Origin of the sequence: Desulfosporosinus cupriresistens (assembly GCF_001707885.1) — a bacterium.
GTDB lineage: Bacteria > Bacillota > Desulfitobacteriia > Desulfitobacteriales > Desulfitobacteriaceae > Desulfosporosinus.
On record NZ_MASS01000007.1, the window covers coordinates 38,991 to 65,274 of the forward strand.

Sequence of the window (26,284 nt, forward strand, 5' to 3'; positions counted from 1 at the left end):
GAGGTAAGTTTCATGAGCAACAACAATCTCTCCTGGAAAAACGGGATCAAAGACGGTATACTTATCGCGCTCGGCTACTTCGCGGTTTCTTTTACCTTTGGCATTATGGCGAAGAAGGCCGGGATGACTCCCTTTCAGGCTGTGTTCATGTCCGCAGCCAACCTGGCATCAGCAGGACAATTCGGAGCACTGGCTTTAATCGGGACTTCCGCGACTTATCTGGAAATGGCGCTGATCCAACTGGTCATTAATTTACGATACTGTCTGATGTCCTGTTCACTATCGCAAAAATTTGAGGCAGGATCAGGCTTTCCCCATCGCTTATTGGTTGCCTTCGGCGTTACGGATGAAATATTTGGGGTATCCGTTTGCAAAAAAGGTAAACTGAACCCTTTCTACAATTACGGTTTGATGAGCGTCAGTATACCGGGCTGGATGCTGGGTACATTTTGCGGAGTTGTTTCAGGGGGGATTTTACCCGCAAGAATTATCAGCGCCTTAAGTGTTGCCCTGTACGGGATGTTTATCGCGGTGATTGTTCCGCCGGCAAAGGGAAACAAGCTGCTGGCGGGAATCATTTTGTTCTCTATGCTGTTGAGTTTGTTATTTGCCCAACTACCCATCCTCAGTCAAATTTCGCAAGGATTCAAAATCATTATTTTAACGGTATTGATAGCAGGAATCGCAGCACTCCTGTTTCCGGTGAAGGAGGTTGCCGATGAAGGGTAATATCTATCTCTATATTCTGGTCATGGCGGGCGTTACTTATTTGATCAGACTCATTCCTTTGATTTTCATGCGTAAAGAAATTAAGAATGTTTATCTCAAATCTTTTCTATACTATGTACCCTATGTCACCCTGGCGGTGATGACATTTCCCGCGATCTTAAGCGCGACGGCAAGCCTATGGTCCGCCCTGGCAGGATTCAGCGCAGCCTTAATCCTGGCTTATCGCGGCGGCAGTCTGTTCAAGGTTTCAACACTGGCCTGTCTTTCGGTCTTTATTTTTGAGTTGATGGTTTAAACCTGTCTATTGCTTCCAGTACGGATTACAACAGCAATCCTGTCTTTGTATGTTTCTGTATTGACAAAAAAGTCGGCCATGAAGGTCGACTTTAGTATTTTATAACCCAATCTGTAACGATGAGCCCTTTAATAAAGCCAAACCCTTGAGCATCAATAGTAACTTCCGATTTGCTAATAAGATTACGATCATAATACACCGTAATTCCGTCGACTTCGAAGGCATAAAAATTTTCAGGCTTGAGAGGGCGTCCTTTGCGTACGGCAGGAGGCGTGGAAAGCGGGACACAGCAATCCGTAACTACAAAGCGTTCAATGTATAGTTCGATTTTTTTAGCTTTTTGAAGGAGTTCTAAAGCTTTCTGGGTAATGTTAATTTTCATCTTCGTGCTCGTTGTATGGTTAAGATCCATGCAGATTCATGATCCTCCTCATCGTTCAACTTTATCTCATTCTAACATCTTTGGATTCGGTTGCAAGTCATTGGGGGTAATCAATTAGATAATGTTAACTTCAATCCGAAAATCAATAAGCAAATAAGAGAAGAAATAAAACTCGGAAATGTCGAAATATAAAGAGAAAAGAAGGAATATTTGCCTTAATATCGAATATAAGCGAATGTATAATTTTTGGTTAAAGCGATTTAGTAGGAGGAAAAGTAATGAGTCAATATCACGAGGCAAATGGAAAAAATGTTGGTGATAACTTGGATATAAGTACAGTGAAGCTCAAGGATGTTATAGACATTGATTTTTTGCAGCGATTCCAAGATGATTTTGCTAAAGGGGTTGGTTTGGCAAGTGTAACGGTTGACCCTGACGGTACCCCTATTACAAATCCAAGTAGTTACACTCGATTTTGTATGGATTATACCCATTCTACTGAATGCGGTGACAAACGGTGTGCTGAATCACATCGCAAAGGTGGAGAAGAAGCCGCCCGGACAGGTAAACCAGTAATCTATGAATGTCATGCAGGACTGATAGACTTTGCTGCACCGATTATGCTGGAAGGGCGGCAGATTGGTACTATTTTAGGAGGACAAGTATTAACGGATGTTCCTAACGATAAAAAGTACCGTAAGATTGCCAACGAAATCGGTGTGGATGAGGAAGGATATGTCGAGGCAGTCCAAGAAGTTCGAAAATTGTCGCGCGAGAGCATTGAAGCTGCGGCTAACGTATTGTTTATTGTTGCTAATAATATGTCGAGCACTGCTTATCAACAGTTAAAGCTTAAATCAGTAACAACGATACTTGACGATGGATTGGGACAAATTTCTGCAACGATGGAACAATTGGCGGCTTCTGCAAGTGATATAAGTAATAATCAGGCGAATTTGAATCATGAGATAAAAAATGTTAATGCGATAACCGGCAAAATTGATGAGGTAATGGATTTTATTAAGGAAATTGCAGATGAAACCCGCTTATTAGGTTTAAATGCAGCAATCGAAGCAGCACGAGCGGGTGAGGCTGGACTAGGATTTGGTGTTGTAGCCCAAGAAATCAGGAAACTTTCGGCCGATTCGAAAGAAACAGTTGGTAAAATCAAAGATTTAACCACAATCATTAAGGATTCGGTACACAAAACAGTAACCATGGGAAATGAAACAACGTCTACTATTGAGCAGCAAACAGCTGCCATTGAACAAGTGACAGTAAGCGTCATGGAAATTGCAAGTCTTACAGAACAATTAAATGATCTTACGAATGCCTAGAAAGTGGGGATTTTATAGAGGGGAGGCGATCATTGATGAGTGTCCAATTAGTTGTATTTGAATTAGATAATAAAGAATATGGTATTGATGTTTTAGCTGTTAACGGTATTTTGCGGGCAAGAAAATATAAAGTGCAGAATTTGCCTGGTACAGATAAATCGATAGAAGGCATGATAAATTTGCGTGGGAATGTGAATTATATTTTCAATCTACGGATTAAGTTTGATTTAATAAACAAGGAAATTTCCAACGAAAGCAAATTTATTATGTTAAATGTCAATAAATCAGCTACAGGTTGTCTTGTGGATGAGGTTACAGATATAGTTAAGTTGAAAGATGAAGAGGTGCAGTCAGTGCCAAGTTTTCTCAGTGTCGGTAATGAAAATTACATCACTGGTATTGGAAAACTTGAAGACCGGATGATTATTATCCTTGATCCCCAAAAAATGTTTGCTCAAGAATATGCTAATCTTCAGGATGTTGCCGTTAATAATTAATAAGTCCGCAGAGTAACGACCGAAACCTCACTCGTATAACGGGTGGGGTTTCGGTGTCTTTGCGATTTGTTATAATGGTTGTAATATGAGCGGTAAAAGAAAGGATGAATTCAATGCTGAAAGATTGTAAAAATGGGGAACGATTTGAGGGGACTCTTCTAGTTACCGAATGGAAAGAGGTCCCCTTTCGACAAAAGCCGGGAGCATACCTCTCATTGATTTGCCAGGATCGTTCTGGGACGATTCAAGGGAAAATGTGGGATTATAAACCACAAGTTCTTATGTGGTTAAAAGAACAGGATATCTTCAACGTCAAAGGAGTTGCTTCAGAGTACCGTGGCGCCCTGGATCTGACCATTGAGAGCATCCGAATGATTCCCAAGGAAGACGTAGATTTAGGTGCTCTTTTGCCGAGTTCGCTCGTCACAGCTGAAGAGTTAGAAAATCGTCTAAAGCTTATCTTGGCTAAGATAAGCCATCCTAAGCTTAAAAACCTGTTAGAACAGTTCCTAACCCATCCGGAATGGGGAACGGCCTATCGGCAAGCTCCTGCTGCTATGAAAATTCATCAGGCCTATCTTCGTGGTCTTTGGGAGCACAGTGTTAGAGTAGCTGAGATCGTGGATGGGATTGCGGGGCATTACCCAGCAATTAATCGCGATTTAGCCTTGACTGGGGCCCTTTTGCATGACATGGGAAAAATTGGGGAGTACACATACGATAGAGGGATTAAGGTTACAACGGAAGGGCGCCTTCTGGGCCACATTATCATAGGCATCGAAATTTTAACGGAAGGGATCGCGCAAATCCCTGATTTCCCACGTGAATTACGATCTAAGTTGGTGCATATTATTACCAGCCATCATGGAAAATACGAATGGCAGTCTCCTAAACGACCGAAGCTAATGGAAGCGTTGGTGATTCACTATGCGGATGTTATGGATGCTGATCTTTTCCAGTTTGAGCAAGCAAAAGAGAATCATCCGAATGATGAATGGTCCCCGTATATTCCAAGTATGGAACGCTGTATTTACTTAAAGTAGGAGTCACTACCGTGTTCACACACTCTGCATTGCTATTTACTTGACGATGTTGAGCATCAACATTCAGCCATTAATTTATACTCCCAAAAGCGATTGGCTATGAGGCGTAGGCAAAAGGGGTGTTTTGCCCAGATGTCGGGGTTATCAAGAGATAGCATGAGAGCATAAGCTTGACGGCAAGTAGCTATTAGGGGGTAAGCCTTGGCAATATGAGCCAGAACCGATAGGATGGCTTCACGCCTTTCAGGGTGAAATAAGTTTTGGATATAGCGGCGACTGTGAGGAGTCAGGCGAAAACGTGTCAAATCAAAAGCCAGGGGGTTTATCTCATCCAGCGAAAAGCACACTACCCCTAATTCTGGAAGGTCAGCTATGACGTCGGATGTTTGTAAAAATTGCATGAGGTGTTCTTGAATCTCAAACGGCGGAAATGAGAAGATGCCCGGCGTTGAGGATAATATTCGAATGCGCAGCAGGTTGGCCTGAATCATCTTTTCGTTTTTCATAAAGCGAGGGGAGCGCTGAGTCATGTACTGAATCAGCGTTGCTAAAACCACGTTTCCTTCGCAGGCTTGCTGTTCCCAATACGGCAATAGGCCCAAAATATCGTCTGCAAGGGGTGGACAGGGTTGATCAAAGAGTTGGTATTCAATTATCGTACTCAAGGATTCACGAGTTGGGTTCGCAAGTAAGATGCGCCTCAGTTCGGGATGGAATGCTAGTGAAGTTGATTTTTTATTATCTGTGCGATTCATCGAAGGCGCCTCCTCCGCAGATTAAATAGTAAAGCATATTGAGTTGTAGTTTATGTTATTTGCTGCGTTCTATCCTTAAGAATGCCCTCTTTCGATAATAAATAAAAAAGAAAGGACAGCTTTATCGGCTGTCCTAGGGAGCGGTTTCTATAGTTTAAACTTGTTTTATGCACTTTGCTGATCGCTCTTTGGCGGAATCTTGAGAAGTAGATCTTCTTTTGTTTTAGGCAAAGGAGTAGATGGAGGCAACCAGCCCTTTTTCACCAACTCGCTATGCATTTCAATCAGCCAAGGAAGTGCCAAATCAGCACGTTGAATAAGGTCTGATTGCAGGAAAAGTTCGCTCGGTTCTCCATGGCCGATGATCTCGCCACTGCACATAATAGCTATCCGGTCTGAAAACGAATAGGCTAAATCGACATCATGAGTGGAAATGATAATTGTCTTACCGCTGTCCCGCAATTTTTTCAGAAGCTGCATAAACTCGAGAGCATGACGAGGGTCCAGTCCCGCTGTTGGTTCATCAAATATAATTACCTCTGGTTCCATTGCTAGAACGCCGGCGATAGAAACACGCTTTTTCTGTCCGTAACTTAATAAGTGAGTGGGCTTGTCGACAAGGTCTGTGGTTTCTGTATCGATCAAAGCTTGTTTAACTCTAGCTGCCACTATTTCTTCGGAAAGTCCAAGATTGAGAGGGCCAAACGAGATATCTTGATAAACACTAGCCGAAAATAGCTGACTGTCTGGATCTTGAAAGACAATTCCCACTTTTTTGCGTAATTCTATCAAAGCCTTGTTGGAATACGTAATATCTCGTCCCTGGTACTTTATACAGCCTGAATTTGGACGATAGATTCCATTAAACTGCATAAATAAAGTGGATTTTCCGGCACCGTTTGATCCCAGAATGGCAAGCCTTTCTCCTTTTTCAACTTGCAAACACACTTTGCGTAATGCATTCGTACCATCAGGATAAGAATATTTTAAATCTACGGCTTCAAGTATAACTTCTGGCAAATTCATGACCTCCCAAGCAAATTCAACAAGATCAAAGGAAGTTCAAACACAATGATAAGAATGTAATTTCTGAAGCTAATAGGATACTTCTTAGTTAGGACTTTAATTTCTCCCGTGTAACATCGTGCTGCCATAGCATTGTAGAGTTCTTGAGATTTCACAAAAACTTTCCCCAGAAGCGAAGTAAAAAGGCGACTGAGAGAGCGATAAGAACTTTTCATGGACACGTAACCTAAACGGGAAGACTGGGCGCGTCGAATGGTGGTGGCTGTTTCCATAAAGACAAAGATAAAACGATAAATGAGCACCATTAATTCAGTAATGATTACGGGGACTTTCATTTTATGAAGTACGGTAATTATCTCAGTTATAGGAGTAGTAAGGGCTAGAAAGTATAGACAAGAAACAGCTCCTAATGATTTCAGAAACAGATGAATCGCGGTGATTAAATCCGGATAATGGATCCCAATGGTTAGTCCCTTAATGGTTTGAGCAAGCCAGAATCCTGAAGGATTGGTTGAGATTGAAAAAGCAATCGTTAAAACGCTAATAAAGAGAAAGGAAAGAGGAACGAACATTAGGTTAAGAAAAACCCGGATTGGGATACCAGCTCTAATGATTATCCCTCCAGCCATGAAGGCTAAGACGATAAGAGGGGTGATCACTGTCGTAGAGGTTAGACAGACTAGCATAGTGCTCATTGCAAAAAGAGATTTTTCGACGGGGTGAACCGTTTTTAAATTATTGCTATAAGCGTAACAATCAATGTTGATCATGTCTGATCCTTCTTGCTCGCAGTGGATTTTCCTTTAGAATAGCCCAAGTAATAAAAGACGAACCCGCTTCCTATGGCAGCCTGCAAGGCAAACAAGAAAGATTCAACTTCTCCGCTTGGTGGTTGCCATAAAGGTTTAAACCAAGGTTTATAATTGGCATCGAGTGAGCTGATCGTTTTTTCTGCCTGATCATCTGCTCCAGCAAATTGGGCACCGCGTGTCATAAAAAGTGGAGCAAAGGCTAGGACTGCTACTATTACCAGTAACAGTCCATTCTTGGCGATTGGTTTCATGCTTTCACCCCCCGTTTTCTGGTGGGCAATTCTTTTCCCGTAAATACAGCCAAAATTTGCAATTCTTTTTGACTATAAGAACTAAGGATATTAATCACCAATACTGTAAGGATACCTTCACTTATAGCTAAAGGTATCTGAGTAAAGGCAAAAATACTCATGAATTTTAGTACGGAAGCCATTACTCCGCCCGAAGCCGCAGGAAAAGCAAGCCCTAACTGGAAAGAGGTCGTTACGTAGGTCATTAAATCGCCTAGGGTAGCCGATAGAAAAACAGATAGCCACAGGGGAGCTCCAAGTTTCTTAGTAACCTTATAGATACCATAAGAGACAAACGGTCCAACAATCCCCATGGAAAACGTGTTTGCTCCTAGAGTTGTTATCCCGCCATGAGCAAGTAGAAGCGCCTGAAAGATTAAGACAATCATACCCAATACCGTCATGGCAGTAGGTCCGAACAGAATTGTACCCAAACCTACTCCTGTCGGGTGTGAAGAGCTACCGGTTACTGAGGGGATTTTCAAAGCTGACAAAACGAAAGCAAACGCGCCGGCCATACCGAGCAACATCTTCAAACTAGGGTGGAGGGTCACTGTTTTCTTAATTGATCTCACCCCGGCAATAACAAACGGGATCATAACTATCCACCAGAAGGCTGCCCAATTATACGGCAAAAACCCTTCCATAATATGCATAGCATAGGTATTATCTGGGAATGCTATGTATATAGTAAGAATGCAAGCTACGAATAGAACGATATTTTTGAACTTATGGAGATTCAAATCAACAACTCCTTTGCCAAAGTTAAGCCTCATTATAACGATAGCCTCCTTTCCCAGCTGAAAAAGAGAAACAATAAACCTCCTGCACCCAAAAGCAGGAGGTTATAAATATGTCTATAACATAAATACCCATACCTTCTCATCCATCGTGAGTGCTAAAGGTGAATTTCAAATGAGCAGGTTTCCTGGCTTAGGTTCATCATAGCCTTACGTCTTCCCGGACAAATCCAGTGACATATTGTAAGGCTACTCCTTATTACAGTGGCGGGACCGCGTCAGAATTAAACTGACTTCCCTTTTAAACACTTTCTTCAAAGTAAGAAGGAAAGTGTACTCATTTTTGTATTATTCAATTACTTTTTTTAAGACTAGCATAGATAAAATTGTCTGTCAATGATTTGTTAGGCACTAGCAGATTTTGTCGTTCAAGAATGAATCCTTTGACAATTATGACAATATCCATATATTTCCAAATTGTGTCCGGTAACCTCGAAATCCAGTTTCTTTTTTAAGGTCTGTTGGAGTTCTCCTATTGGGCACTCTTCCAGAGAAATCAACTTGTGACAACCGACGCAGAAAAGATGGTGTTTGTGTTCATGCTGATTTAGCTCATACCGCACTTTACCATCGTCCACCCTATTTGATTTAATAACCAGGTTTTTAGACGTAAACGTGTCAAGAGTCCTATAGACAGTAGACAGATTTATCGAAGCTGTCTTCTCCCGTAGCAATATAAACAGTTGTTCTGCCGTCACTGGAGATTCAGACTGTTCAAGTAGTTCTAGAATGGCGAACCTGTGCCTAGTGCTTTTAACACCTTCTCTTTTAAGGACTTCCTTATATTTAAGGTTTTGTTCCAACAAGATCATCCCTTTAATTTTAATAGTTCTCTACAATCACTATGTTCATTCTAATCCTTTTAAATTTTTTAGCAACATTTCGCGCCTTAAAACTTGTCGAACGTTGGGTATTTAGTGTGTTACAACCACGACATAAATTTGAAATTCAATGATTAAGAAGGAAAGTAATGGTTTACAATTATGAGTGAAAGAGTATAATGTGTAGAGGAGATGCAAATGGGTTGCATTTGCAAATGCGAAAGAGGGTATATTGATCAATGCATTCAAAGTTCATTAAATTTCTAAGCCTAATTCTATTAAGCTTGTTAGTCCTAAGTGGGTGTGGACCTAACAACGAGTCAAAGACGACTGTTAGTCAAACCACAGGTTCAAGTCCAGTTATCAACACCAGTGAAAAACCAATAACAATCGCTGCTTCATTCTATCCGATGTACATTTTTGCTTTAAACGTTACCAAGGATATGCCCAATGTAAAGGTTATCGATATGACCCAGCCGACGACAGGCTGCCTTCATGATTATGTAGTGACACCTGACGATATGAAGAATCTCGAGGGAGCACAATTCTTGATTACCAACGGAGCCGGAATGGAATCCTTCATGGATAAAGTTACGAGTCAAATGCCGAATTTGCAAATAGTTGATTCCAGTAAAGGAATTCAGCTTATTAAAGGTGAAGGTGATGAAGGAGACAATCCTCATCTATGGGTGAGTATCACTAATGCCATTACCCAGGTGGGTAATATTGGAGAGCAACTCTCTGCGTTGGACCCTACTAATGCTGCTAAATATAAAGAAAACACTAATGCCTACATTAAAAAGCTCGAAGTGGAAAGAGACAAAATGCACCAAACATTAGACAGTGTGAAAAACCGGGATATCGTTACCTTCCATGAGGCCTTCCCCTATTTCGCACAGGAATTTAATTTGAACATAGCGGGAGTCATTGAACGTGAACCGGGTTCGGAACCTAGTGCCAAAGAATTGGCAGAAACAATCGACGAAGTAAAAAGCCTGAATGTAAAAGCTCTCTTTGCTGAACCGCAATATCCCACTAAAGCGGCAGATACAATCGCGAAAGAGACTGGTGCTAAAGTTTATACGCTGGACCCAATCGTAACGGGACCTATGGACGCTGATGCCTATATCAATATTATGGATAGCAATCTAAAAACATTACAAGAGGCCTTAAAATGAAACATCACAATTGTGCACAAAGTTGTCAAGGTTCCTGCGAATGTGGTTTGTGTTGTACCAAAATAAAAAGTTTTGGTGTTACACGAAGCGGAACAGAAATATTAAGAGATGTCAATCTCCACATACACTGTGGAGATTTGACAGCGATTATCGGGCCCAACGGCGCAGGGAAAAGCACTTTGCTTAAAGCTATTCTGGGAGATATTCCGCACACTGGAGAACTCCAATTTCTTGATGCCAAAGACGAAGGAACAATTCGACCGTCCATGGGTTATGTTCCGCAAAAGCTTGATCTGGACTCTAGTTCTCCGACAAGCGTACTTGATTTATTTGCCGCAGCTCATACAAAAATACCTATTTGGTTTACTTACCCCAAAAAGATACGTGAACGTGTTCGCGAAAGTCTTGCAAGAACTCAGGGAGAACATTTAATCAATAAACGATTAGGAGCTTTATCAGGAGGGGAGTTACAAAGAGTTTTGTTAGCACTTTCCCTCGATCCAATTCCTCACATCTTACTGCTGGATGAACCCGTATCCGGTATTGACCAAAGGGGTTTAGAGTTATTCTATAAAACAGTTTCTACACTTAGAGAAAACTACGATCTATCAATTATCTTGGTCTCGCATGATCTGAATTTAGTAGCGGAATATGCTGATCGTGTAGCATTTGTGAATAATAAAACGATTGAGTGTGTGGGAACTCCGCAAGAGGTATTTAGTAATGAAAAAGTAATTCAAACGTTTGGCCTAGATTGGTCAAAACGTAATTTAAACGATGAGAAGGATAGGGTAGCTAATGCACTTTTGGTATAGTTTGGTCGACTTATTGCTGCCTTTCGGATGGTTACAGCATGCTTTTATGAAGAATGCGCTGTTGGGCGTTTTATTAGTAACGCCAATTTTTGGATTGTTAGGTACAATGATCGTCAATAATAAAATGGCTTTCTTTTCTGATTCGTTGGGACATTCTGCATTAACGGGTATTGCCATTGGTGTTATTGTGGGTAAAATATTTCCCCTATTAGGCATAAAACCTATTTGGTCAATGCTTTGCTTTTCAGTATTGATTACGATCGCAATTCTAATTGTCAAAGAAGCAAACACAGCTTCTACTGATACGATCATCGGTGTGTTTTCGTCCACGGCTATGGCGCTTGGGATAGTGTTACTTTCGCGCAATGGAGGATTTACAAAATACTCCGCTTATCTAATTGGTGATTTGTTGAGTATTAGTTCATCCGATTTGTTGACCCTCGGAATCGTGTTTGTTGTTGTTATTGTTCTATGGGCCGTTATTTTTAATAAACTTCTTATGGCCAGTATGAATCAATCTCTAGCAAGCAGCAGAGGAATTAATGTTCGACTTTATGAATACCTATTCGCTATGATTATGGCAGTTATCGTAACCATTTCGATTCAATGGGTGGGGATACTTATTATTAGTTCACTCCTGATTTTACCAGCCGCTTCTTCTCGGAATATAGCTAAAAACATAAGGCAATATCACGTATACTCTGTTTTGATTGCCCTTATTTCAGGAGTATCCGGATTGATCCTATCTTATTTTTGGGGGACTGCTACTGGGGCAACTATTGTTCTGATATCATCAGCATTTTTTGCGGTTACCTTTATTATGAAATTAAGACTTGGGTGAAGTCTAGTTGGATATAATTCACGTTGTATAGATATGATTAGACCACGGAGGTTGCCCTTAGTAGGCTCAACTGCGTGGTCTTTTTTAGTATAAAACAACAATTATGATATAATTATTAAAGTCTAGTAGCTGTTATAGTTATAGGAGTTGACCAACTTGAGACAAGGGATAGGCAGATTGAGATTTGCGAATGAGAAAATAGAAATGCCTAAAGTTACTAAAAAAATGCTCGCTAGGATATTGAGCTATTTTAGGCCCTTTTGGCTGAGACTGCTTCTTGTTATTGGCACAATAATACTGGCTTCGATTTTGGGGCTTGTTCCGTCAATACTCATTAAAAATATATTAGACAAAGCTTTGCCACAAAAGGATTTGAAACTTTTAAGTCTTTACATTTTTATTTCCATAGCTATTACGATAATGCTGGGACTTTTACAAGTAGCCCAATCGTACTTAAGTGTCTGGATTTCAAAACATATAATTCTAACCATGAAAAATCAAATGTATGCTCATTTGCAGAATATGTCCTTAACTTTTTACTCCGTGGCCAAGCCTGGGGAGATCATTACCAGAATAACTTCTGATATCGATGGAATTGAAGATATATTTAACTCTACGGTGGTAAATGCTTTAAGTAGTGTTGTCGTTCTCCTATCTACAGCTACAGTATTGATCATGATGAACTGGAAACTTGCCGTAGTAGGTATGATCATCTTGCCGACATTTATAATCCCCACTAGGAAAGTTGGCAAGATGAAATGGAAAATTGCAACAAAGAGTCAGAAAAAAAGAAGTGATCTTAACCAGATCATTCAAGAGACCCTGAGCATAAGCGGGGCCATACTTTCCAAAATATTTACGAAGGAAAAGGATGAATATGAAAATTTTAAACAGACGAATGAAGAGGTTGTAAGTCTGCAAATAAGGGAATCGGTTGTAGGTAGATGGTATAGAATGACAATAACTACCTTTATAGCGATTGGGCCAATGCTGATTTACTTTTATGGAGGATATTTATATATTAAGGGCGAGATGTCTATAGGAGGCATAATTGCTTTTGTAGCGCTGTTAGTAAGACTTTATTCGCCAGTCTCACAGCTGTCCAATATTCATATTGATGTTACACGGTCGTTGGCCTTATTTCAAAGAATCTTTGAGTATTTTGATCAGCGACAAGAGATAGAGGATAAACAGGATGTTATTAGTTTAGGGTTTATAAAAGGCAAGGTTGATTTCGAACATGTTTATTTTTCTTATAACAATATGGTTCAGGTTTTAAAAGATATCAGTTTTTCCGTAAATCCGGGAACTATGGTTGCTCTAGTTGGTTCTAGTGGTGCGGGCAAAACCACCATTACGAATTTAATACCGAGACTTTATGAAGTGATCAAGGGTAGCATTAAAATTGATGGCAGGGATATCAGAGATGTAACTTTAGAGTCGCTTCGCCAGCAGATAGGCATCGTTATGCAAGAACCATATCTTTTTAATGATACGATAGAAGAAAATTTAAGATATGGGAAAGCTAATGCTACGGAGGAAGAAATCATCGAAGCTTGTAAAGCAGCCTATATTCACGACTTTATTATGACGTTGCCGGATAACTATAAAACAGTAGTAGGAAATAGAGGCATTAAGCTTTCCGGTGGAGAAAAACAAAGAGTGTCTATTGCTAGGGTGATCTTGAAAAACCCAAGAATTATTATTCTCGATGAAGCGACGTCCTCGTTAGATTCAGTATCTGAGATGTATATTCAGAAGGCTATGGTCCCTTTGTTAAAAAATAGAACAAGTTTTGTTATTGCTCATAGATTGTCAACGGTTCTCGCATCGGAACAAATTTTTGTAATTGAAAATGGAATGGTCGCAGAAATTGGCAAACATGATGAATTAATTAGAAAAGAAGGTCTCTATAAACAGCTTTATGATACACAGTTCAAATCTCAGATAAAATCGTCATATTAGTTCGAGATGCATGGGTAAAGTATAACGTATACAATATAAAGTTTATTTTTTCCTGCTTCTAGGAGGAATTCTTCAACCTTTTGTGTAATGTAACTCTTCATACTTTTTTAAGACTAAGATTCGTGGCTCAAAAAAACAATCGAGAAGAGGTAATAAAATGCGTAGGAAAGATAAGGAAATCACTGAGCAGCAAGATTTAGATGCGATTATGAAGAAGGCTCAGGTATGTCGATTAGCTGTGTCTTATGAAGGAATGGCTTATATTATCCCAATGAGTTTCGGTTATGCTAATCGAGTATTATATTTTCATTCCGCGCACGAAGGTTTAAAACTATTGATTCTTCGAGAAAATGCCAAGGCCTGCTTTGAAGTTGAGATCGACACACAGGTTGTTCCTGGTGAACAAGCATGCGACTGGACGATGCGGTATCAGAGTGTTATTGGTTTCGGGGAGGTTGAATTCATCGAAGAGTTGGAGGGTAAGCGTGAAGCTATGAAGATGATTATGCAGCAATATTCTAACCAGGAAAAGCCAATCGAGGATTCAGCCTTGTCGAACGTCACTCTTTTCAAGTTAAATGTTAATACAATGTCGGGCAAGAAGTCAGGTTATTAAGTGTAAAAATTCAAAAATAATGAAAGAGGGGTATTTATGAAACATGGTGACTTAGAGGAACTTGAAAATGTGCTTGATGAATTGAGCAGCATGGCTGAAAAAAGTAGTTTAATCAATCCCGAGTTGTTCAGTAAATATAATGTGAAACGTGGACTTCGAGACCTAGATGGAAAGGGAGTACTTGTTGGTTTAACTGAGATTGGTGAAGTGCATTCCTATATTCTTGATGAAAACGAAATGATACCTGTTCCAGGGAGATTGATTTATAGGGGTATCGATATTCGTAATCTTGTAGACGGGTTCACTATGGATGATCGCTATGGTTTTGAAGAAACTTGCTATCTATTGCTTTTTGGGGATCTTCCGGATAGCGATCAACTCCAAGAGTTTGAACAACTGCTAGCCCTTAATCAAACGTTGCCTGAAGATTTTGTCCGGGGTATGATTATGAGTTCACCAAGTAAGGATATCATGAATGTCTTGGCAAGAAACGTCTTGGATTTATACAGCTTTGATGATGATCCCGATAATACCTCCATTAAAAATGTACTAAAGCAATGCATTCGTCTGATTGCCTGTTTCCCACTACTTGCAGTTTATGGCTATCAGGCATTCACTCATTATCATGGCAAGCAAAGTCTATATATTCATAGTCCAAGACCGGATTTAAGTATTGCTGAAAATATTCTCCACATGCTGAGACCGGATAGTAAGTTCACAAAGCTGGAGGCTAAACTACTCGATCTGGCGCTCGTGCTTCATGCAGAACACGGTGGGGGCAACAATTCATCGTTTGTAACCCATGTTGTAACCTCCACTGGAACAGACACGTACTCGGTCATGGCCGCAGCATTAGGAGCTCTGAAAGGTCCAAAGCACGGTGGGGCGAACATTAAAGTTGTGCAGATGTTTGAAGAGATGAAACGGGATTTGAGTCATTGGGATGATAGTGAAGAAATTAAGGATTATCTTGCCAAAATACTCAAGAAAGAAGCTTTTGATCGTTCAGGCTTAATTTATGGTATTGGCCATGCTGTGTACTCAGTATCTGACCCCAGGGCGGTAATTTTCAAAGAATACGTTGCTCAGCTTGCAAAGGAAAAAGGCCTAGAAGATGAATACAAGCTTTATGCAAAGGTAGAGGAACTAGCCCCAGAAATGATAGGCAAATCCAACAAGATGTACAAGATTGTCAGCGCAAATGTCGATTTTTATTCGGGATTTGTGTATAGAATGTTGGGCATTCCAGATGAAATGTTTACGCCGATCTTTGCCATTTCGAGAATAGTCGGTTGGAGTGCGCATCGTATTGAAGAAATTGTCAACGCCGGTAAAATTATTCGACCGGCCTATAAGAGCGTTGCCCAAAGACGTGATTATACGGCTATGGATGAGCGATAGGCTAAATATCATTATTAAAGTTCATGAACCTGGAAAATAAGAAACAGCAGGGTCTTTATGTCCCGCTGTTTCTTTATGTCTTCATTAATGAGGGATTATTTGTCGGAAGAAATATATTCATTAAATATATTTCTCTAATTACTAAGATATTGTTATATCCTGTAAAAATAATGAGAGACTTTATTTCAAGGATAATCCAGTTAGTTATAGAATAATAGAATAAACATTTTAAGTATTCACTTGGAAGTAATAGTATAAAGCTTAGCACTAACTGCGATCTTATTGAAAAGAGTGGAATAAACAATGTCTACACACGAAGTGATCAGTGCAATGAAACAAAAGGTTTCTTTGCTAGAAGAAGCTTTAGCCGAGGCACGAGAAGATAATGATATGTGGGATCGGATTTTCACAGAGAACTATTGGGGTATGGTTATTTCTGATGTCCTCACCGGACAATTGATAAAAGTTAATCCACGATATGCAGAGATGCTCGGATATAGCGCTGACGAGTTGATAGGAAAATCAATCTATGACGTCTATGCGCCAGAATTTCATCAAAAACTTCCCGAAATCATGCGCCATATCCACGAAAGAGAACATTATGCCTATAACTCTGCGCATATAAGGAAAGATGGAAGTTCTTTTCCTGTACATATTGATACCTATGAAGTAACGATTAAAGAACGGCGCTTAAGGGTAGTTTCTATTTGGGATATTACTGAAAGTGAACGTAAAGAAAAAGAATTAAGTCATTATAGGAAAAACCTAGAGGAATTAGTTAAACTACGTACTAATGAATTGGTACGTATTAATAATCAGCTTCGAAGCGAGATCGCTAAAAAAGAGGCCGTTGAACATAAATTAGCGCAAACCAATCAAGAGTTGATAAATACACTTGAAAGTATTAGCGACGGTTTTCTAGCTGTAAATCGTCAAAGGGTAATAACTTATGCCAATCAGGCCTTTGTTGAAGCCCAAGGAAATAACATATCAGGTAATTTAATAGGGTCCGATTTTGAGGAATTTTATCAAAATGGAAGTAAGAAGATTATTGATTTTTGCCTGCAGGTGATGGAAGATGAGAAACCAGCACGATTGGAGACTTACGCACCACTCATGGGAAATTGGGTTGAAATTAGTGTTTATCCAACTGAGAGTGGGATTTCCATTTTTCTTCGCAATATTGAAGAACGAAAGAAAATGGAAAAAGCTGTTGAAGAAGAGCATCAGCGTCTCTATACACTATTTAATAGTTTTCCCGGTTTGATTTTTGTTCAAGAAGAAAACTATAAGATCCGTTTTGCTAACAGTCGTTTTCGAGACAAGTTTGGTCCATGGGAAGGAAAAAGATGTTATGAACTTATAGCCGGCTTAGCGAGACCTTGTGATGAATGCGTAACTTCAACAGTTTTTGGGAACGTTAGATCTCTATGGAAAGAAAGGCTGTTTGAAAATCGTATTTATGAGAAATTTATACAACCCTTTATTGACGCAGATGGGTCAAGGTTAATTTTCAAAGTGCTTATTGATATAACTGATCGAAAGTATGCAGATCGAGAGATGGCGCGATTAGATAGACTAAATATGGTGGGAGAAATGGCAGCGGGTATTGCCCACGAGGTGAGAAACCCGTTGACTACAGTTCATGGTTTTCTGCAATTACTCGCAGCAAAGGACAGTACCAGGGAATATCATGAATTCTACAAATTAATGATTGAAGAACTCGATAGAGCGAATTTGATCATTACTGATTTTTTAAGTCTGGCTAGTGACAAAACTTCTGACTTTGAATTAATTAATATTTCTGTGATAGTAAGGTCATTATTTCCTCTTTTATCAGCGGATGCACTCAATAAAGAAAAAGAAATATATCTTGAGCTTGAGCAGGTTCCAGACACAAAGGGGAATGAAAATGAACTTCGCCAATTACTCCTGAACTTGGCCAGAAATGGACTTGAAGCAATGCAAGGAGGCGGAAGGACTCTAACGATTCAAACTTATAAATTAGGAAACTATATAATACTTAGGGTCCGTGACCAGGGCGAGGGAATTGACCCGATGATACTCGAAAAACTGGGTACTCCGTTCCTGGCCACAAAAGTGCGAGGGACGGGGTTAGGCGTGGCGATATGCCAGAGTATAGCAGCGCGCCATAATGCGGTGATTAATTACGAAACAAATCCGGGAGGAACAACGGTTACAGTCAAATTTGCTGTTAGTAATTATTAAGGATCAATTGGTTTCTGAAGTATGAGGCGGCTGGGTAATGTAATCAATGGTTGTGGTAAAAGAGAGAGGAAAGAAACTTTGCTAGCAAAGGTTTTTAACCTCTCTTTAATTATGGAAAGTTTTCGAATGTCAATGTTTAAAAAACTATTGACAGCAGAAGAATGCTTTAATATATTAAAGGGGGAAAGTAACCCGTTCGAGGAGGTAAAATCATGTCAAGCGATGAACGTTTACACGATCCGTTGACTGACGCTTTATGCGAAGCCGTTTTATTGCTCAAAGACAAAGATGAGTGTTATCGATTTTTTGAAGATATTGCAACAATCGCTGAAATAAAGGCTTTGGCTCAGCGGTTAGAGGTTGCTAAGATGCTCCAGAGGAATGAGACTTATACAGCAATTGCGGAAGCGACAGGAGTAAGCACAGCGACGATTAGTAGGGTTAAACGTTGTTTGAATTTCGGAGCTGATGGGTATCAACTGATATTGCGACGTTTGCAAGAGCATAATTAACAAGAGCATAATTAATAAGATATTTTTTATAAACAAATACTAAGAGATTCAGTATTCGATATGCAGCAAAGCAGAGTGTATTAAAGAAGGAGAATTATAAATGTTAAGAACAAATTTAGGACAACGCATTCCAGATGGAATGCGTGATTTACTACCAGAGGAACTAGTCGTGCAGGAGCGTTTAGAAGAAGAGATACTTGCGCTTTTTCGACAGTGGTCATATCAAAAAGTGTTGACTCCAACCCTTGAATATACCGCATGCGTCCAACCGGATATTGAGCAAGACGACTCATTGTATAAATTCTTTGATCGTGAGGGTCGAATTCTTGCGCTGCGTCCTGAGCTAACAATGTCGATTGCCCGCCTGGTCAGCACACGCATGCGCGGTGGGGATTTTCCACTCCGTTTGTGTTACGGTGCTGATGTCTATCGAAATACCGCTGTTAGGCATAGAGAATTCCGCCAAGTGGGTGTGGAGCTCGTCGGCTCTGACCAGGAACTGGCCGATGCAGAAGTGATCGCCCTTGCTGTTGAAGCAATTGCGGGTTTGGGCTTGAAAAACTATCAGTTCAATCTTGGGCACATGGGGATTTTTTCAGGGCTTATGTTGGAAGCAGGGGTTGATGAGGGACTTCAATCTAAGCTGGAAGAAGCGTTGGCCCGTAAGGATATGGTAGGCGTGGAAAGGTGGGTCAGCCAAAGTCGATTACCTACGCGCGTGCAGGAGCTCTTGCTTCGTTTACCACATTTTCACGGGGGAGAGGAAATTCTCGATGAAGTTCTTGACTGGAGTGAACGACCGGCGATTCAGGAAGCTGTTGAAAGGTTAAGAAAAATTTATCGGTATTTGAATTATTTCGGAGTTCAAGAAAATGTGTCCTTAGATTTAGGAATATTACGAGGTTTTTCCTATTATACTGGGGCAGTTTTTGAGGGGTATGTTCCAGGTATGGGCTTCCCAGTGGTTGAAGGTGGACGTTATGATACGTTATACTCGGACTTTGGCGTTTCGTTACCAGCTACAGGATTCGCCATTCACCTGGGAACTTTGTTAGAACAATTTCCGCTTTCCTCCACGGAGAGTGCCGATATTTTGGTGTACGGATCTGATGCAGAGCAGGTCATTCGTCAGTGTCAAGCATTACGAGCTAAGGGAAAACGGGTAGAAATGGTACTCGGGAGGATAGAGAGCGACGTTGCTCAGAAAATGGCCTTTCAAAAACATATTCCGGAAATCTTATGTGTGTGAGGAAGTGTCTTAGCCCGTTCGCACACGCTGCATTGCTATTCGCTTGAGGCTAAAGCTAAAACGCAAAACCTATAGGTTGTTCTGCATGTGAACCGTTGCGTTTCTTAACGCTTTATCCTCTGCGCTCATTGACGCAATTCCGCTAAAGCGCTCACTAAGCTAAGAAACTTCCTCTGAGCTTGGGTCGACGGAATTTGGTACCACGGTGGTGTGCATGCAAGTAGGGACGGTTCTTGCTTGCATCATGTAGAGCAGTTTGCGGTTTGATGCAAATATGCCGATTTGCTTGTTCTCTAAGCATACATGTATTGCTGTTAATGTGAGGAATTTTCTTAGGCATGTATCTCGCTTTAGATGCTTATACTTTTGGGCAAAGGACTATAATAAGGTAATGCTACTATATAGAGGAAAGGAGTGTTAACATGAAAATCGCAGTCCTTACTGGTGGAGGGGATTGTCCGGGGCTTAATGCCGTGATTCGGGCTGTTGCTAAAAGCGCGCATCAAAATGGGATTGAAGTGCTTGGTATTAAAGATGGCTTTCGCGGAGCGGTAGAAGGGGATTTCATGCCCCTTTCGATAAGTGATGTCTCGGGTATTTTGCCGCGGGGCGGCACAATTCTTGGAACAACGAATCGAGACAATCCCTTTGCGTATGAAACGAAACTAAATGGAGTTACTAAGACAATGGACCGATCGGACGATGTCCTGCGAAATTTAAAAGAACATGGAGTCGATGTTTTAGTAGCGATTGGTGGAGACGGAAGTTTAAATATCGCGCTTAAATTTGCGAATAAAGGTCTTTCTGTTATTGGAATCCCTAAAACGATTGATAATGATTTAATGGCTACTGATCAGACGTTTGGTTTTCAAACGGCTGTGGAAACAGCGCAAGAGGCACTTGACCGTCTGCATACCACAGCGGAATCTCATCACCGAGTCATGGTTCTTGAACTGATGGGGCGCTATGCTGGATGGATTGCTTTGTATGCGGGTGTTGCTGGAGGTGCAGATGTCATCCTGATTCCGGAAATACCGTATAATTTAAATCGAGTAGCTCAATCCATCCAGCGACGAGCAAAACAAGGGAAGAAGTTTAGCATTATTGTTGTAGCAGAAGGTGCTAAACCTATGGGTGGAGAAATGGTGGTAGAACGCATGGTCGCGGGGCGATTTGACCCGATCAAATTGGGAGGCATTGGTGCTAAAATAGGCAATGATCTCGAAGAACAGTTTGGAATGGAAACAAGAGTGACGGTGCTTGGACATCTTCAGCGAGGAGGTTCTCCCAATTCGTATGATCGAGTGCTATCTTCCCGCTATGGCGTTGCTGCAGTTGATGCCGTATTAGAAAAGGAGTTTGGTATTATGGTCGCCCTTCAGGGCAGAGATATTGTACGTGTTCCCCTCCATCAAGCGGTCGATAAGCTTAAGCTTGTGCCATTAATTGATCCTCTGTTGTTAACGGCGCGTTCTCTTGGAATTGAGCTAGGAGATTAACCATTTGATAAGGAGAATGAATAATGAGTGATAAATTATCTCTAGCAGAATTTGAGAGTTTCTTAGATGAGACCTGCGATACTTTACGTGGTAATAGGGATGCCGCTGAATTCAAAGAATATGTCATTGCAATACTTTTTTTAAAGCGCTTAAACGATAGATTTAATTTAGAGCGAGAGGTTAGGCGAAATAAGCTCATAGCTAAGGGTTTATCTCCAAGTCAAATAGAAGAAGATTTAGAAAGAAGAGAGGTCTATCGCCTATTTGTACCTGAAATCGCCCGTTGGGAAAAATTGAAACTGAAAAAAGAAGATTTGAACTCATACCTAATGAAGGTTTTTGCGGAGACTGACGAAAAGAATAGGGGTTGCCTGGGTGCATTAAACGATATAGACTTTAATAAGACCTCTGCAAACGGAGAAAATTTTATTACTAATAGTGATTTAGTTGAGTTGATAAAAAAATTTGATAAAATGAAGTTGACGGATGAGGACTTAGATTTTTAATTTACTTGATTCTGCATAGGACTTCACTACTAAGAGACAAGCCTATCAATAAGGCTTGTCTTTTCTTTAGTACAAAAAAATAAACTATTGCTATTTGAGGATTGTGCTTGGATTTGAGATGGGAGATTGATCAAAGTTGAGTAATAATACTAAGGAGAAAATCTATGATCGCAATGAACTACTTCACGCCCTTTCTTTGGCTCTCGACTTAGCAGAGGGCCAGCCGTTTCATCATGCCACCCGAACAGCGTATACTGCTTTGCAGATATCGAGATCCCTAGAGCTTTCAGAAGAACTGGTTGAGAATATCTATATTGCTGCCTTTCTGCATGATATTGGCGCGACCGAATCACTGCGGAATGCATCTCCGAAGGATAGCAGTGTTTGGAAACACTCTGAGATTGGCCGAGAACTGATGAGATTAATGCCCTTTTCAATGCAAGCAGCAGAATTTGTTCTGTGGCATCATGGGTCGTGGGAAGGACAGAGTGAGGCTTGTAAGGGAGAGGCGCCGTTAGGTGCGCAAATTTTGCAGCTTGCCGATCAGCTGGAAACTCGTCATGATCGTCGCCAAAATTATTATGAGCAACGTTTAGAAATATGGAATTGGGTGCGAAAGCGAAAAAACCATTGTTTTTCTCCTGTAGTGGTCGAAGCGTTTCTCGAGGCTAGTGCCAAAGAAAAATTTTGGCTTGACCTTATCAACCCCAATCTAAAAGGTATACTAACAGAGATCCAACCGAATCTTACCGCTCAGATTAATCAACAAGAAGTGGAGCAAATTGCCAACGTTTTTGCGGCAATTATTGATAGCAAAAGTTCTTATACATATTGTCATTCCAAAGGGGTTGCGGAGATTATGGAACGTTTAGCCCCTCTATTTTTAGATTCAAAGGAAGATGTTTTTCAGCTTAAGATCGCTGCTCTACTTCATGATTTAGGTAAATTGGCGGTTCCCGGAGAAGTACTCGACAAACCTGGACGGCTTACACCTCAAGAGTTTGAAAAAATTAAAGCCCATCCATATTATACAAAAATGATTTTAGGGCGCGTACGGGGGTTTGAAGTTATTAAAGAGTGGGCTGGAAACCATCATGAAAATATCGACGGAGGTGGGTATCCCGAACGCAAAGCGGATTTATCGGTATCTGAACGTCTAATGGCCGTAGCGGATGTATATCAAGCTTTAACGGAGAAACGACCTTATCGTGGTTCGATGAGTTCAAAAGAGGCTATTCGGATAATGCAGGGAATGGTCCGTGAGCTAAAACTATGTCCTGCTGGTGTGACGTTGATTCAACAAGTAATTTAGAAAATCCTGTAAAGAATTAACCGGGCAGAGTAGCCTTTATTTTCATAGGGGGGTTGCCAGAGTAAAGGGGCATTGTTATAATATTAATAGATTAATGCTTTAACAAGATAAAGTGATAAATAGTTAAGGAATAATTGACTCGAGGGTGAAACATCTCTTGATTAAGATTAAACGGGTTAAGTGGAAGGGGATGCCTAGTGGAGAAAGATTTTTTGACGATTGCGTTGCCTAAAGGGAAGTTGCTTATTGACTCCATCCAAATATTAAGTCGCATAGGGATCGAATGTAGCCATGTTAATGAAGATTCCCGCAAGCTGTTTTATGATCTTCCCGATAGTAAGGTTAAAATCATTATTTGCCGCGCCACTGATATTCCAACGTTTGTTGAATATGGGGCCGCAGATCTGGGCTTTGTAGGTAAGGACACTCTGTTGGAAGAAAATAAAGATGTGGCCGAGTTACTGGACCTTAAATTCGGATATTGCCGGTTTGTGGTTGCGATGCCGGAGGCTAGCGTCCCACCCAAACTTTCGAATGGAGAGTATGATTTAAGTGGGCTTAATCATCAACGAGTGGCCACGAAGTTCCCTAGGGTTGCTGAAACTTTTTTTAGTGGGCTGGGCATGCAGGTTAGCCCCATTAAACTGCATGGGAATATTGAGCTTGCGCCATGCGTTGACCTAGCAGAAATGATTGTAGATATTGTTTCAACTGGAAAAACGCTTAAGGAAAACCACCTGGTCGAAATCGCGCCGATTCTTGAAGCGACTTCTCGTTTGATCGCGAACCGTGTGGCCTATCGCCTGAAATACGAACGAATTCGAAACCTAGTCGAGCGGTTGCGTGAAGATGTACAAGCGGACGTATTGGTCAGAAATTAGATAGAGATTATTAACAGACTTATAGAGTAAGATGAACAGAATGAGGTGCGAAATTCATGAAGGTTGAGAATCTGAAAGACATCGATTTAAGTCGTCTCACCCGTAAATCGTATGGAGACGATGAAACGCTGGAGCAGCGTGTTGCAGCAATCCTCAAGCGAGTCCGTGAGCTTGGGGAAGAGGCTATCTATCAATTCACTGAGGAATTTGATCACGTCAACCTGCGACAAAGCGGGTTGAGAGTATCTAACGACGAGATTCAAGAGGCCTACCACGAAGTGGGGGAAGAGTTTCTTCAAGCTTTGCGGACAGCTAAAGGAAATATCTTGCGGTATCATGAAAAGCAGAAACGCATCTCATGGTTGGAACCAGATCCTGATGGGAGTATTCTTGGCCAACTCCTGCTCCCACTCAAGCGCGTGGGTATTTATGTGCCAGGGGGAACAGCTTCTTATCCATCGTCGGTCTTGATGAACGCCTTACCTGCTGTTGTCGCCGGGGTTCAAGAAATTGTTATGGTAAGTCCACCCAGAGCGGACGGTACGCTTCTGCCTGAAGTTTTGGTAGCGGCTGCTGAAGCTGGGGTGACCGAAGTTTACAAAGTGGGAGGGGCTCAAGGGATCGCTGCGTTAGCCTATGGAACGGAGACTATTTCTCCCGTGGATAAAATAACCGGACCTGGGAACATTTACGTGACCTTGGCTAAAAAGCAAGTTTTTGGAACGGTCGATATTGATATGTTAGCCGGACCAAGTGAGATTCTAATCTTAGTTGACGAGAGTGGACGACCGGAAGAATTGGCTGCGGATTTGCTTTCCCAGGCTGAACATGATCGTTTAGCTTCGGCAATTTTAGTTTCGCCCTCTCGCCGACTCTTAGATGAGACTATAGCAGAAGTGGAGCGGCAGCTTGAAGACTTACCTCGCGCAGAAATTGCCCGAGCGTCCTGGGAAACCTATGGGGCTGCGATTTGTGTGTCCGATCTCCAAGAGGGAATGGATTTAGCCAACAAAATTGCTCCGGAACATTTTGAATTGGTGGTGGAGGATCAGTATTCCTGGTTAGGACAAGTGCGGAATGTCGGTGCTGTTTTTCTAGGACGTTATTCTCCAGAACCAGTTGGAGATTATTTTGCAGGACCGAATCATGTCTTGCCGACTGGAGGGACGGCGAGGTTTTATTCTCCTCTCAATGTCGATACGTTTATGAAAAAGGTCAGTGTGATCGGGTATTCGGAAACCGCCCTTAAGCGAGATGCCAGGCAAATCGCCTTACTTGCTCGCAGCGAAGGGTTGGAAGCACATGCCCGTGCAGTAGAGGTGCGACTTAAATCATAGTCGCGGAAGGAGAGAAAGAGATGGAAACTAGGTTATGTAAACCCACGAGTTTCGTTCGGCCTGAAGTTCGTCAGCTCGTTCCTTATGAAGTGAAACATATGCCTGAGTGTGTTAAACTCGATGCCAATGAAAACCCCTTTCCCTGGCCTGTGGGAATGCGCGAGGATTTGTTCTCTGAAAAACTAATGTTTAATCGTTATCCAGACGGAATGGCTCAAGACCTTAAAAATGCTATTGCAGAATATACAAGAATTTCATCGGCAGGAATTCTTGTTGGCAATGGATCGGACGAACTGATCCAACTCATCTTACTCACTTTTGGCGGTTTAGGAAAATCGATGATTATTCACCCTCCGACGTTTGGCATGTACCAGATTTCCGCTCATCTTACGGACACCGCAGTAGTGGAAGTTCCTTTGTTAAACGGCCTAGATCTGAACACTGAGCAGATGTTAAAGGCGGCCCTTTCCCCGGAGGCCCACGTGGTTATAATTTGTAATCCCAATAATCCTACCGGTACGCTGTTCTCCAGAGAAGAAATTCTTCAACTTGTACGGGAAAGCGGTAAAATCGTCGTTGTTGATGAGGCGTACGCTGAGTTTTCCGGGGAAACCCTGATTCCTGAGATTGAAAATTACCCCAACTTGGTGATACTTCGGACGTTCTCCAAATCTTTTGGAATGGCTGGCCTCCGCTTGGGGTATTTGCTAGGACAACCAGAGACCATTGCCTGGATCAATCGAGCTCGACCGCCATTTAATGTCAATTCGTTTAGTCAAAAAGCAGGGATTTTGGCCTTAGGTTATTTAAGTGAGTATCAAGTGCAAATTCAGAGTATTAAAGCCGAGACGCAAAAACTCTACGAGGGCTTAACTCAGGTTGCGGGTGTTGTGGTTTATCCTACGAAGGCGAACTTTATCCTCTTTAAACCGGGTGATCCCGACAGTTGGGCAGAGGAGTTGTTAAAAAGAGGGTTCCTTGTCCGTAACATGGGTGTGCTCCCCACTATAGGGAAATGCTTGCGTATCAGTGCCGGATTGCCGGAGGAAAATGACAGGTTTCTACGAGCAATTAGAGAGATTAGCATGGGCGTTACAGGCGTTTAATCTTGGTTGGTCTTTCAAGGTTAGAAATTATTCTTGGTACTATCGTTTCG

27 protein-coding genes and 1 riboswitch are annotated in these 26,284 nt (G+C 41.3%); of the genes, 20 read left to right on the top strand and 7 right to left on the bottom strand.

Going from position 1 to position 26,284, the window contains the following annotated elements:
• The first annotated feature begins 12 nt into the window (after positions 1 to 12).
• Together DSBG_RS04290 and DSBG_RS04295 are read left to right on the top strand one after the other, a co-directional pair.
• Positions 13 to 729 carry an AzlC family ABC transporter permease gene (locus DSBG_RS04290; RefSeq protein WP_068962991.1) on the top strand — a complete coding sequence of 239 codons (717 nt, stop codon included), beginning with the start codon at positions 13 to 15 and terminating at the stop codon, positions 727 to 729.
• Complete coding sequence (locus tag DSBG_RS04295) at positions 719 to 1,024, top strand: AzlD domain-containing protein (RefSeq protein WP_068962992.1); 306 nt, start codon at positions 719 to 721, stop codon at positions 1,022 to 1,024. Before DSBG_RS04290 ends, DSBG_RS04295 begins: the two co-directional genes overlap by 11 nt.
• A gap of 91 nt (positions 1,025 to 1,115) precedes the next feature.
• Here DSBG_RS04295 and DSBG_RS04300 read toward each other — a convergent pair whose 3' ends face one another.
• The gene (locus DSBG_RS04300; protein ID WP_068962993.1) at positions 1,116 to 1,436 is read right to left on the bottom strand and encodes a CC/Se motif family (seleno)protein; all 321 of its coding nucleotides are present in this window, start codon (positions 1,434 to 1,436) and stop codon (positions 1,116 to 1,118) included.
• Between the two features lie 248 nt (positions 1,437 to 1,684).
• Between DSBG_RS04300 and DSBG_RS04305 the strand changes: the two genes are divergently transcribed.
• The 3 genes from DSBG_RS04305 (at position 1,685) to DSBG_RS04315 (ending at position 4,283) form a co-directional block, all read left to right on the top strand.
• Positions 1,685 to 2,743: a PocR ligand-binding domain-containing protein gene (locus DSBG_RS04305; protein WP_068962994.1), complete on the top strand. Its 1,059-nt coding sequence runs from the start codon at positions 1,685 to 1,687 to the stop codon at positions 2,741 to 2,743.
• A gap of 35 nt (positions 2,744 to 2,778) precedes the next feature.
• On the top strand, positions 2,779 to 3,240 hold the full coding sequence (locus tag DSBG_RS04310) for a chemotaxis protein CheW (RefSeq protein ID WP_068962995.1): 462 nt from the start codon (positions 2,779 to 2,781) through the stop codon (positions 3,238 to 3,240).
• 113 nt (positions 3,241 to 3,353) lie between these two features.
• Complete coding sequence (locus tag DSBG_RS04315) at positions 3,354 to 4,283, top strand: 3'-5' exoribonuclease YhaM family protein (protein ID WP_068962996.1); 930 nt, start codon at positions 3,354 to 3,356, stop codon at positions 4,281 to 4,283.
• 56 nt (positions 4,284 to 4,339) lie between these two features.
• Here DSBG_RS04315 and DSBG_RS04320 read toward each other — a convergent pair whose 3' ends face one another.
• The 6 genes from DSBG_RS04320 to DSBG_RS04345 form a co-directional block, all read right to left on the bottom strand.
• A complete protein-coding gene (locus tag DSBG_RS04320; protein ID WP_068962997.1) occupies positions 4,340 to 5,038 on the bottom strand; it encodes a hypothetical protein in 699 nt (232 codons plus the stop codon).
• Positions 5,039 to 5,203: 165 nt separating this feature from the next.
• Positions 5,204 to 6,058, bottom strand: coding sequence for an energy-coupling factor ABC transporter ATP-binding protein (locus DSBG_RS04325; RefSeq protein ID WP_068962998.1), 855 nt, complete (start codon positions 6,056 to 6,058; stop codon positions 5,204 to 5,206).
• Positions 6,059 to 6,060: 2 nt separating this feature from the next.
• Positions 6,061 to 6,834, bottom strand: coding sequence for a cobalt ECF transporter T component CbiQ (cbiQ, locus tag DSBG_RS04330; RefSeq protein ID WP_068962999.1), 774 nt, complete (start codon positions 6,832 to 6,834; stop codon positions 6,061 to 6,063).
• Complete coding sequence (locus DSBG_RS04335) at positions 6,831 to 7,127, bottom strand: energy-coupling factor ABC transporter substrate-binding protein (protein ID WP_068963000.1); 297 nt, start codon at positions 7,125 to 7,127, stop codon at positions 6,831 to 6,833. Before DSBG_RS04335 ends, cbiQ begins: the two co-directional genes overlap by 4 nt.
• Complete coding sequence (locus DSBG_RS04340; RefSeq protein ID WP_083236724.1) at positions 7,124 to 7,942, bottom strand: energy-coupling factor ABC transporter permease; 819 nt, start codon at positions 7,940 to 7,942, stop codon at positions 7,124 to 7,126. Before DSBG_RS04340 ends, DSBG_RS04335 begins: the two co-directional genes overlap by 4 nt.
• 125 nt (positions 7,943 to 8,067) lie before the next feature.
• A riboswitch (cobalamin riboswitch) is annotated at positions 8,068 to 8,262 on the bottom strand.
• 72 nt (positions 8,263 to 8,334) lie between these two features.
• Positions 8,335 to 8,778 carry a Fur family transcriptional regulator gene (locus DSBG_RS04345; RefSeq protein WP_141694235.1) on the bottom strand — a complete coding sequence of 148 codons (444 nt, stop codon included), beginning with the start codon at positions 8,776 to 8,778 and terminating at the stop codon, positions 8,335 to 8,337.
• A gap of 248 nt (positions 8,779 to 9,026) precedes the next feature.
• Between DSBG_RS04345 and DSBG_RS04350 the strand changes: the two genes are divergently transcribed.
• From DSBG_RS04350 to hisC, 15 genes are all read left to right on the top strand, one after another.
• Positions 9,027 to 9,965: a metal ABC transporter substrate-binding protein gene (locus DSBG_RS04350; protein WP_068963002.1), complete on the top strand. Its 939-nt coding sequence runs from the start codon at positions 9,027 to 9,029 to the stop codon at positions 9,963 to 9,965.
• Positions 9,962 to 10,780 (top strand): metal ABC transporter ATP-binding protein, encoded by an 819-nt coding sequence (locus DSBG_RS04355; protein ID WP_068963003.1) that lies wholly within the window; start codon positions 9,962 to 9,964, stop codon positions 10,778 to 10,780. The genes DSBG_RS04350 and DSBG_RS04355 overlap by 4 nt, the downstream gene beginning before the upstream one ends.
• A complete protein-coding gene (locus tag DSBG_RS04360; protein ID WP_068963004.1) occupies positions 10,764 to 11,621 on the top strand; it encodes a metal ABC transporter permease in 858 nt (285 codons plus the stop codon). The genes DSBG_RS04355 and DSBG_RS04360 overlap by 17 nt, the downstream gene beginning before the upstream one ends.
• Before the next feature lie 156 nt (positions 11,622 to 11,777).
• Positions 11,778 to 13,586 carry an ABC transporter ATP-binding protein gene (locus DSBG_RS04365; protein WP_176716166.1) on the top strand — a complete coding sequence of 603 codons (1,809 nt, stop codon included), beginning with the start codon at positions 11,778 to 11,780 and terminating at the stop codon, positions 13,584 to 13,586.
• Positions 13,587 to 13,743: 157 nt separating this feature from the next.
• Positions 13,744 to 14,202: a pyridoxamine 5'-phosphate oxidase family protein gene (locus DSBG_RS04370; RefSeq protein WP_068963005.1), complete on the top strand. Its 459-nt coding sequence runs from the start codon at positions 13,744 to 13,746 to the stop codon at positions 14,200 to 14,202.
• Positions 14,203 to 14,238: 36 nt separating this feature from the next.
• Positions 14,239 to 15,603, top strand: a complete 1,365-nt coding sequence (locus DSBG_RS04375; protein WP_068963006.1) for a citrate/2-methylcitrate synthase — start codon at positions 14,239 to 14,241, stop codon at positions 15,601 to 15,603.
• A 303-nt stretch (positions 15,604 to 15,906) separates the two neighbouring features.
• Positions 15,907 to 17,832 carry a PAS domain S-box protein gene (locus tag DSBG_RS04380; protein ID WP_068963007.1) on the top strand — a complete coding sequence of 642 codons (1,926 nt, stop codon included), beginning with the start codon at positions 15,907 to 15,909 and terminating at the stop codon, positions 17,830 to 17,832.
• Between the two features lie 212 nt (positions 17,833 to 18,044).
• Positions 18,045 to 18,344 (top strand): YerC/YecD family TrpR-related protein, encoded by a 300-nt coding sequence (locus DSBG_RS04385; RefSeq protein ID WP_068963008.1) that lies wholly within the window; start codon positions 18,045 to 18,047, stop codon positions 18,342 to 18,344.
• 100 nt (positions 18,345 to 18,444) lie between these two features.
• A complete protein-coding gene (gene hisZ, locus DSBG_RS04390) occupies positions 18,445 to 19,593 on the top strand; it encodes an ATP phosphoribosyltransferase regulatory subunit (protein ID WP_068963009.1) in 1,149 nt (382 codons plus the stop codon).
• A 422-nt stretch (positions 19,594 to 20,015) separates the two neighbouring features.
• Positions 20,016 to 21,092 (top strand): 6-phosphofructokinase, encoded by a 1,077-nt coding sequence (locus DSBG_RS04395; RefSeq protein ID WP_068963010.1) that lies wholly within the window; start codon positions 20,016 to 20,018, stop codon positions 21,090 to 21,092.
• A gap of 23 nt (positions 21,093 to 21,115) precedes the next feature.
• A complete protein-coding gene (locus tag DSBG_RS04400; RefSeq protein ID WP_068963011.1) occupies positions 21,116 to 21,598 on the top strand; it encodes a type I restriction-modification system subunit M N-terminal domain-containing protein in 483 nt (160 codons plus the stop codon).
• 136 nt (positions 21,599 to 21,734) lie between these two features.
• Entirely contained in the window at positions 21,735 to 22,910 is a 1,176-nt protein-coding gene (locus DSBG_RS04405; protein ID WP_083236725.1) for an HD-GYP domain-containing protein, read from the top strand.
• Between the two features lie 197 nt (positions 22,911 to 23,107).
• Positions 23,108 to 23,791, top strand: a complete 684-nt coding sequence (gene hisG / locus DSBG_RS04410; protein ID WP_068963012.1) for an ATP phosphoribosyltransferase — start codon at positions 23,108 to 23,110, stop codon at positions 23,789 to 23,791.
• A gap of 56 nt (positions 23,792 to 23,847) precedes the next feature.
• Positions 23,848 to 25,128, top strand: a complete 1,281-nt coding sequence (gene hisD / locus DSBG_RS04415; protein WP_068963013.1) for a histidinol dehydrogenase — start codon at positions 23,848 to 23,850, stop codon at positions 25,126 to 25,128.
• Positions 25,129 to 25,148: 20 nt separating this feature from the next.
• Entirely contained in the window at positions 25,149 to 26,234 is a 1,086-nt protein-coding gene (gene hisC, locus DSBG_RS04420) for a histidinol-phosphate transaminase (protein ID WP_068963014.1), read from the top strand.
• Positions 26,235 to 26,284: the final 50 nt, after the last annotated feature.

Coding starts and splice junctions, on each gene's coding strand:
- DSBG_RS04360 (WP_068963004.1), top strand. CDS start 10,764: ATGCACTTTTGGTATAGTTTGGTCGACTTATTGCTGCCTTTCGGATGG.
- DSBG_RS04375 (WP_068963006.1), top strand. CDS start 14,239: ATGAAACATGGTGACTTAGAGGAACTTGAAAATGTGCTTGATGAATTG.
- DSBG_RS04385 (WP_068963008.1), top strand. CDS start 18,045: ATGTCAAGCGATGAACGTTTACACGATCCGTTGACTGACGCTTTATGC.
- DSBG_RS04355 (WP_068963003.1), top strand. CDS start 9,962: ATGAAACATCACAATTGTGCACAAAGTTGTCAAGGTTCCTGCGAATGT.
- DSBG_RS04290 (WP_068962991.1), top strand. CDS start 13: ATGAGCAACAACAATCTCTCCTGGAAAAACGGGATCAAAGACGGTATA.
- DSBG_RS04340 (WP_083236724.1), bottom strand. CDS start 7,942: ATGAGGCTTAACTTTGGCAAAGGAGTTGTTGATTTGAATCTCCATAAG.
- DSBG_RS04310 (WP_068962995.1), top strand. CDS start 2,779: ATGAGTGTCCAATTAGTTGTATTTGAATTAGATAATAAAGAATATGGT.
- DSBG_RS04305 (WP_068962994.1), top strand. CDS start 1,685: ATGAGTCAATATCACGAGGCAAATGGAAAAAATGTTGGTGATAACTTG.
- DSBG_RS04295 (WP_068962992.1), top strand. CDS start 719: ATGAAGGGTAATATCTATCTCTATATTCTGGTCATGGCGGGCGTTACT.
- DSBG_RS04345 (WP_141694235.1), bottom strand. CDS start 8,778: ATGATCTTGTTGGAACAAAACCTTAAATATAAGGAAGTCCTTAAAAGA.
- DSBG_RS04380 (WP_068963007.1), top strand. CDS start 15,907: ATGTCTACACACGAAGTGATCAGTGCAATGAAACAAAAGGTTTCTTTG.
- DSBG_RS04370 (WP_068963005.1), top strand. CDS start 13,744: ATGCGTAGGAAAGATAAGGAAATCACTGAGCAGCAAGATTTAGATGCG.
- DSBG_RS04335 (WP_068963000.1), bottom strand. CDS start 7,127: ATGAAACCAATCGCCAAGAATGGACTGTTACTGGTAATAGTAGCAGTC.
- DSBG_RS04395 (WP_068963010.1), top strand. CDS start 20,016: ATGAAAATCGCAGTCCTTACTGGTGGAGGGGATTGTCCGGGGCTTAAT.
- DSBG_RS04315 (WP_068962996.1), top strand. CDS start 3,354: ATGCTGAAAGATTGTAAAAATGGGGAACGATTTGAGGGGACTCTTCTA.
- hisD (WP_068963013.1), top strand. CDS start 23,848: ATGAAGGTTGAGAATCTGAAAGACATCGATTTAAGTCGTCTCACCCGT.
- DSBG_RS04300 (WP_068962993.1), bottom strand. CDS start 1,436: ATGGATCTTAACCATACAACGAGCACGAAGATGAAAATTAACATTACC.
- DSBG_RS04400 (WP_068963011.1), top strand. CDS start 21,116: ATGAGTGATAAATTATCTCTAGCAGAATTTGAGAGTTTCTTAGATGAG.
- DSBG_RS04320 (WP_068962997.1), bottom strand. CDS start 5,038: ATGAATCGCACAGATAATAAAAAATCAACTTCACTAGCATTCCATCCC.
- hisC (WP_068963014.1), top strand. CDS start 25,149: ATGGAAACTAGGTTATGTAAACCCACGAGTTTCGTTCGGCCTGAAGTT.
- cbiQ (WP_068962999.1), bottom strand. CDS start 6,834: ATGATCAACATTGATTGTTACGCTTATAGCAATAATTTAAAAACGGTT.
- DSBG_RS04350 (WP_068963002.1), top strand. CDS start 9,027: ATGCATTCAAAGTTCATTAAATTTCTAAGCCTAATTCTATTAAGCTTG.
- hisZ (WP_068963009.1), top strand. CDS start 18,445: ATGTTAAGAACAAATTTAGGACAACGCATTCCAGATGGAATGCGTGAT.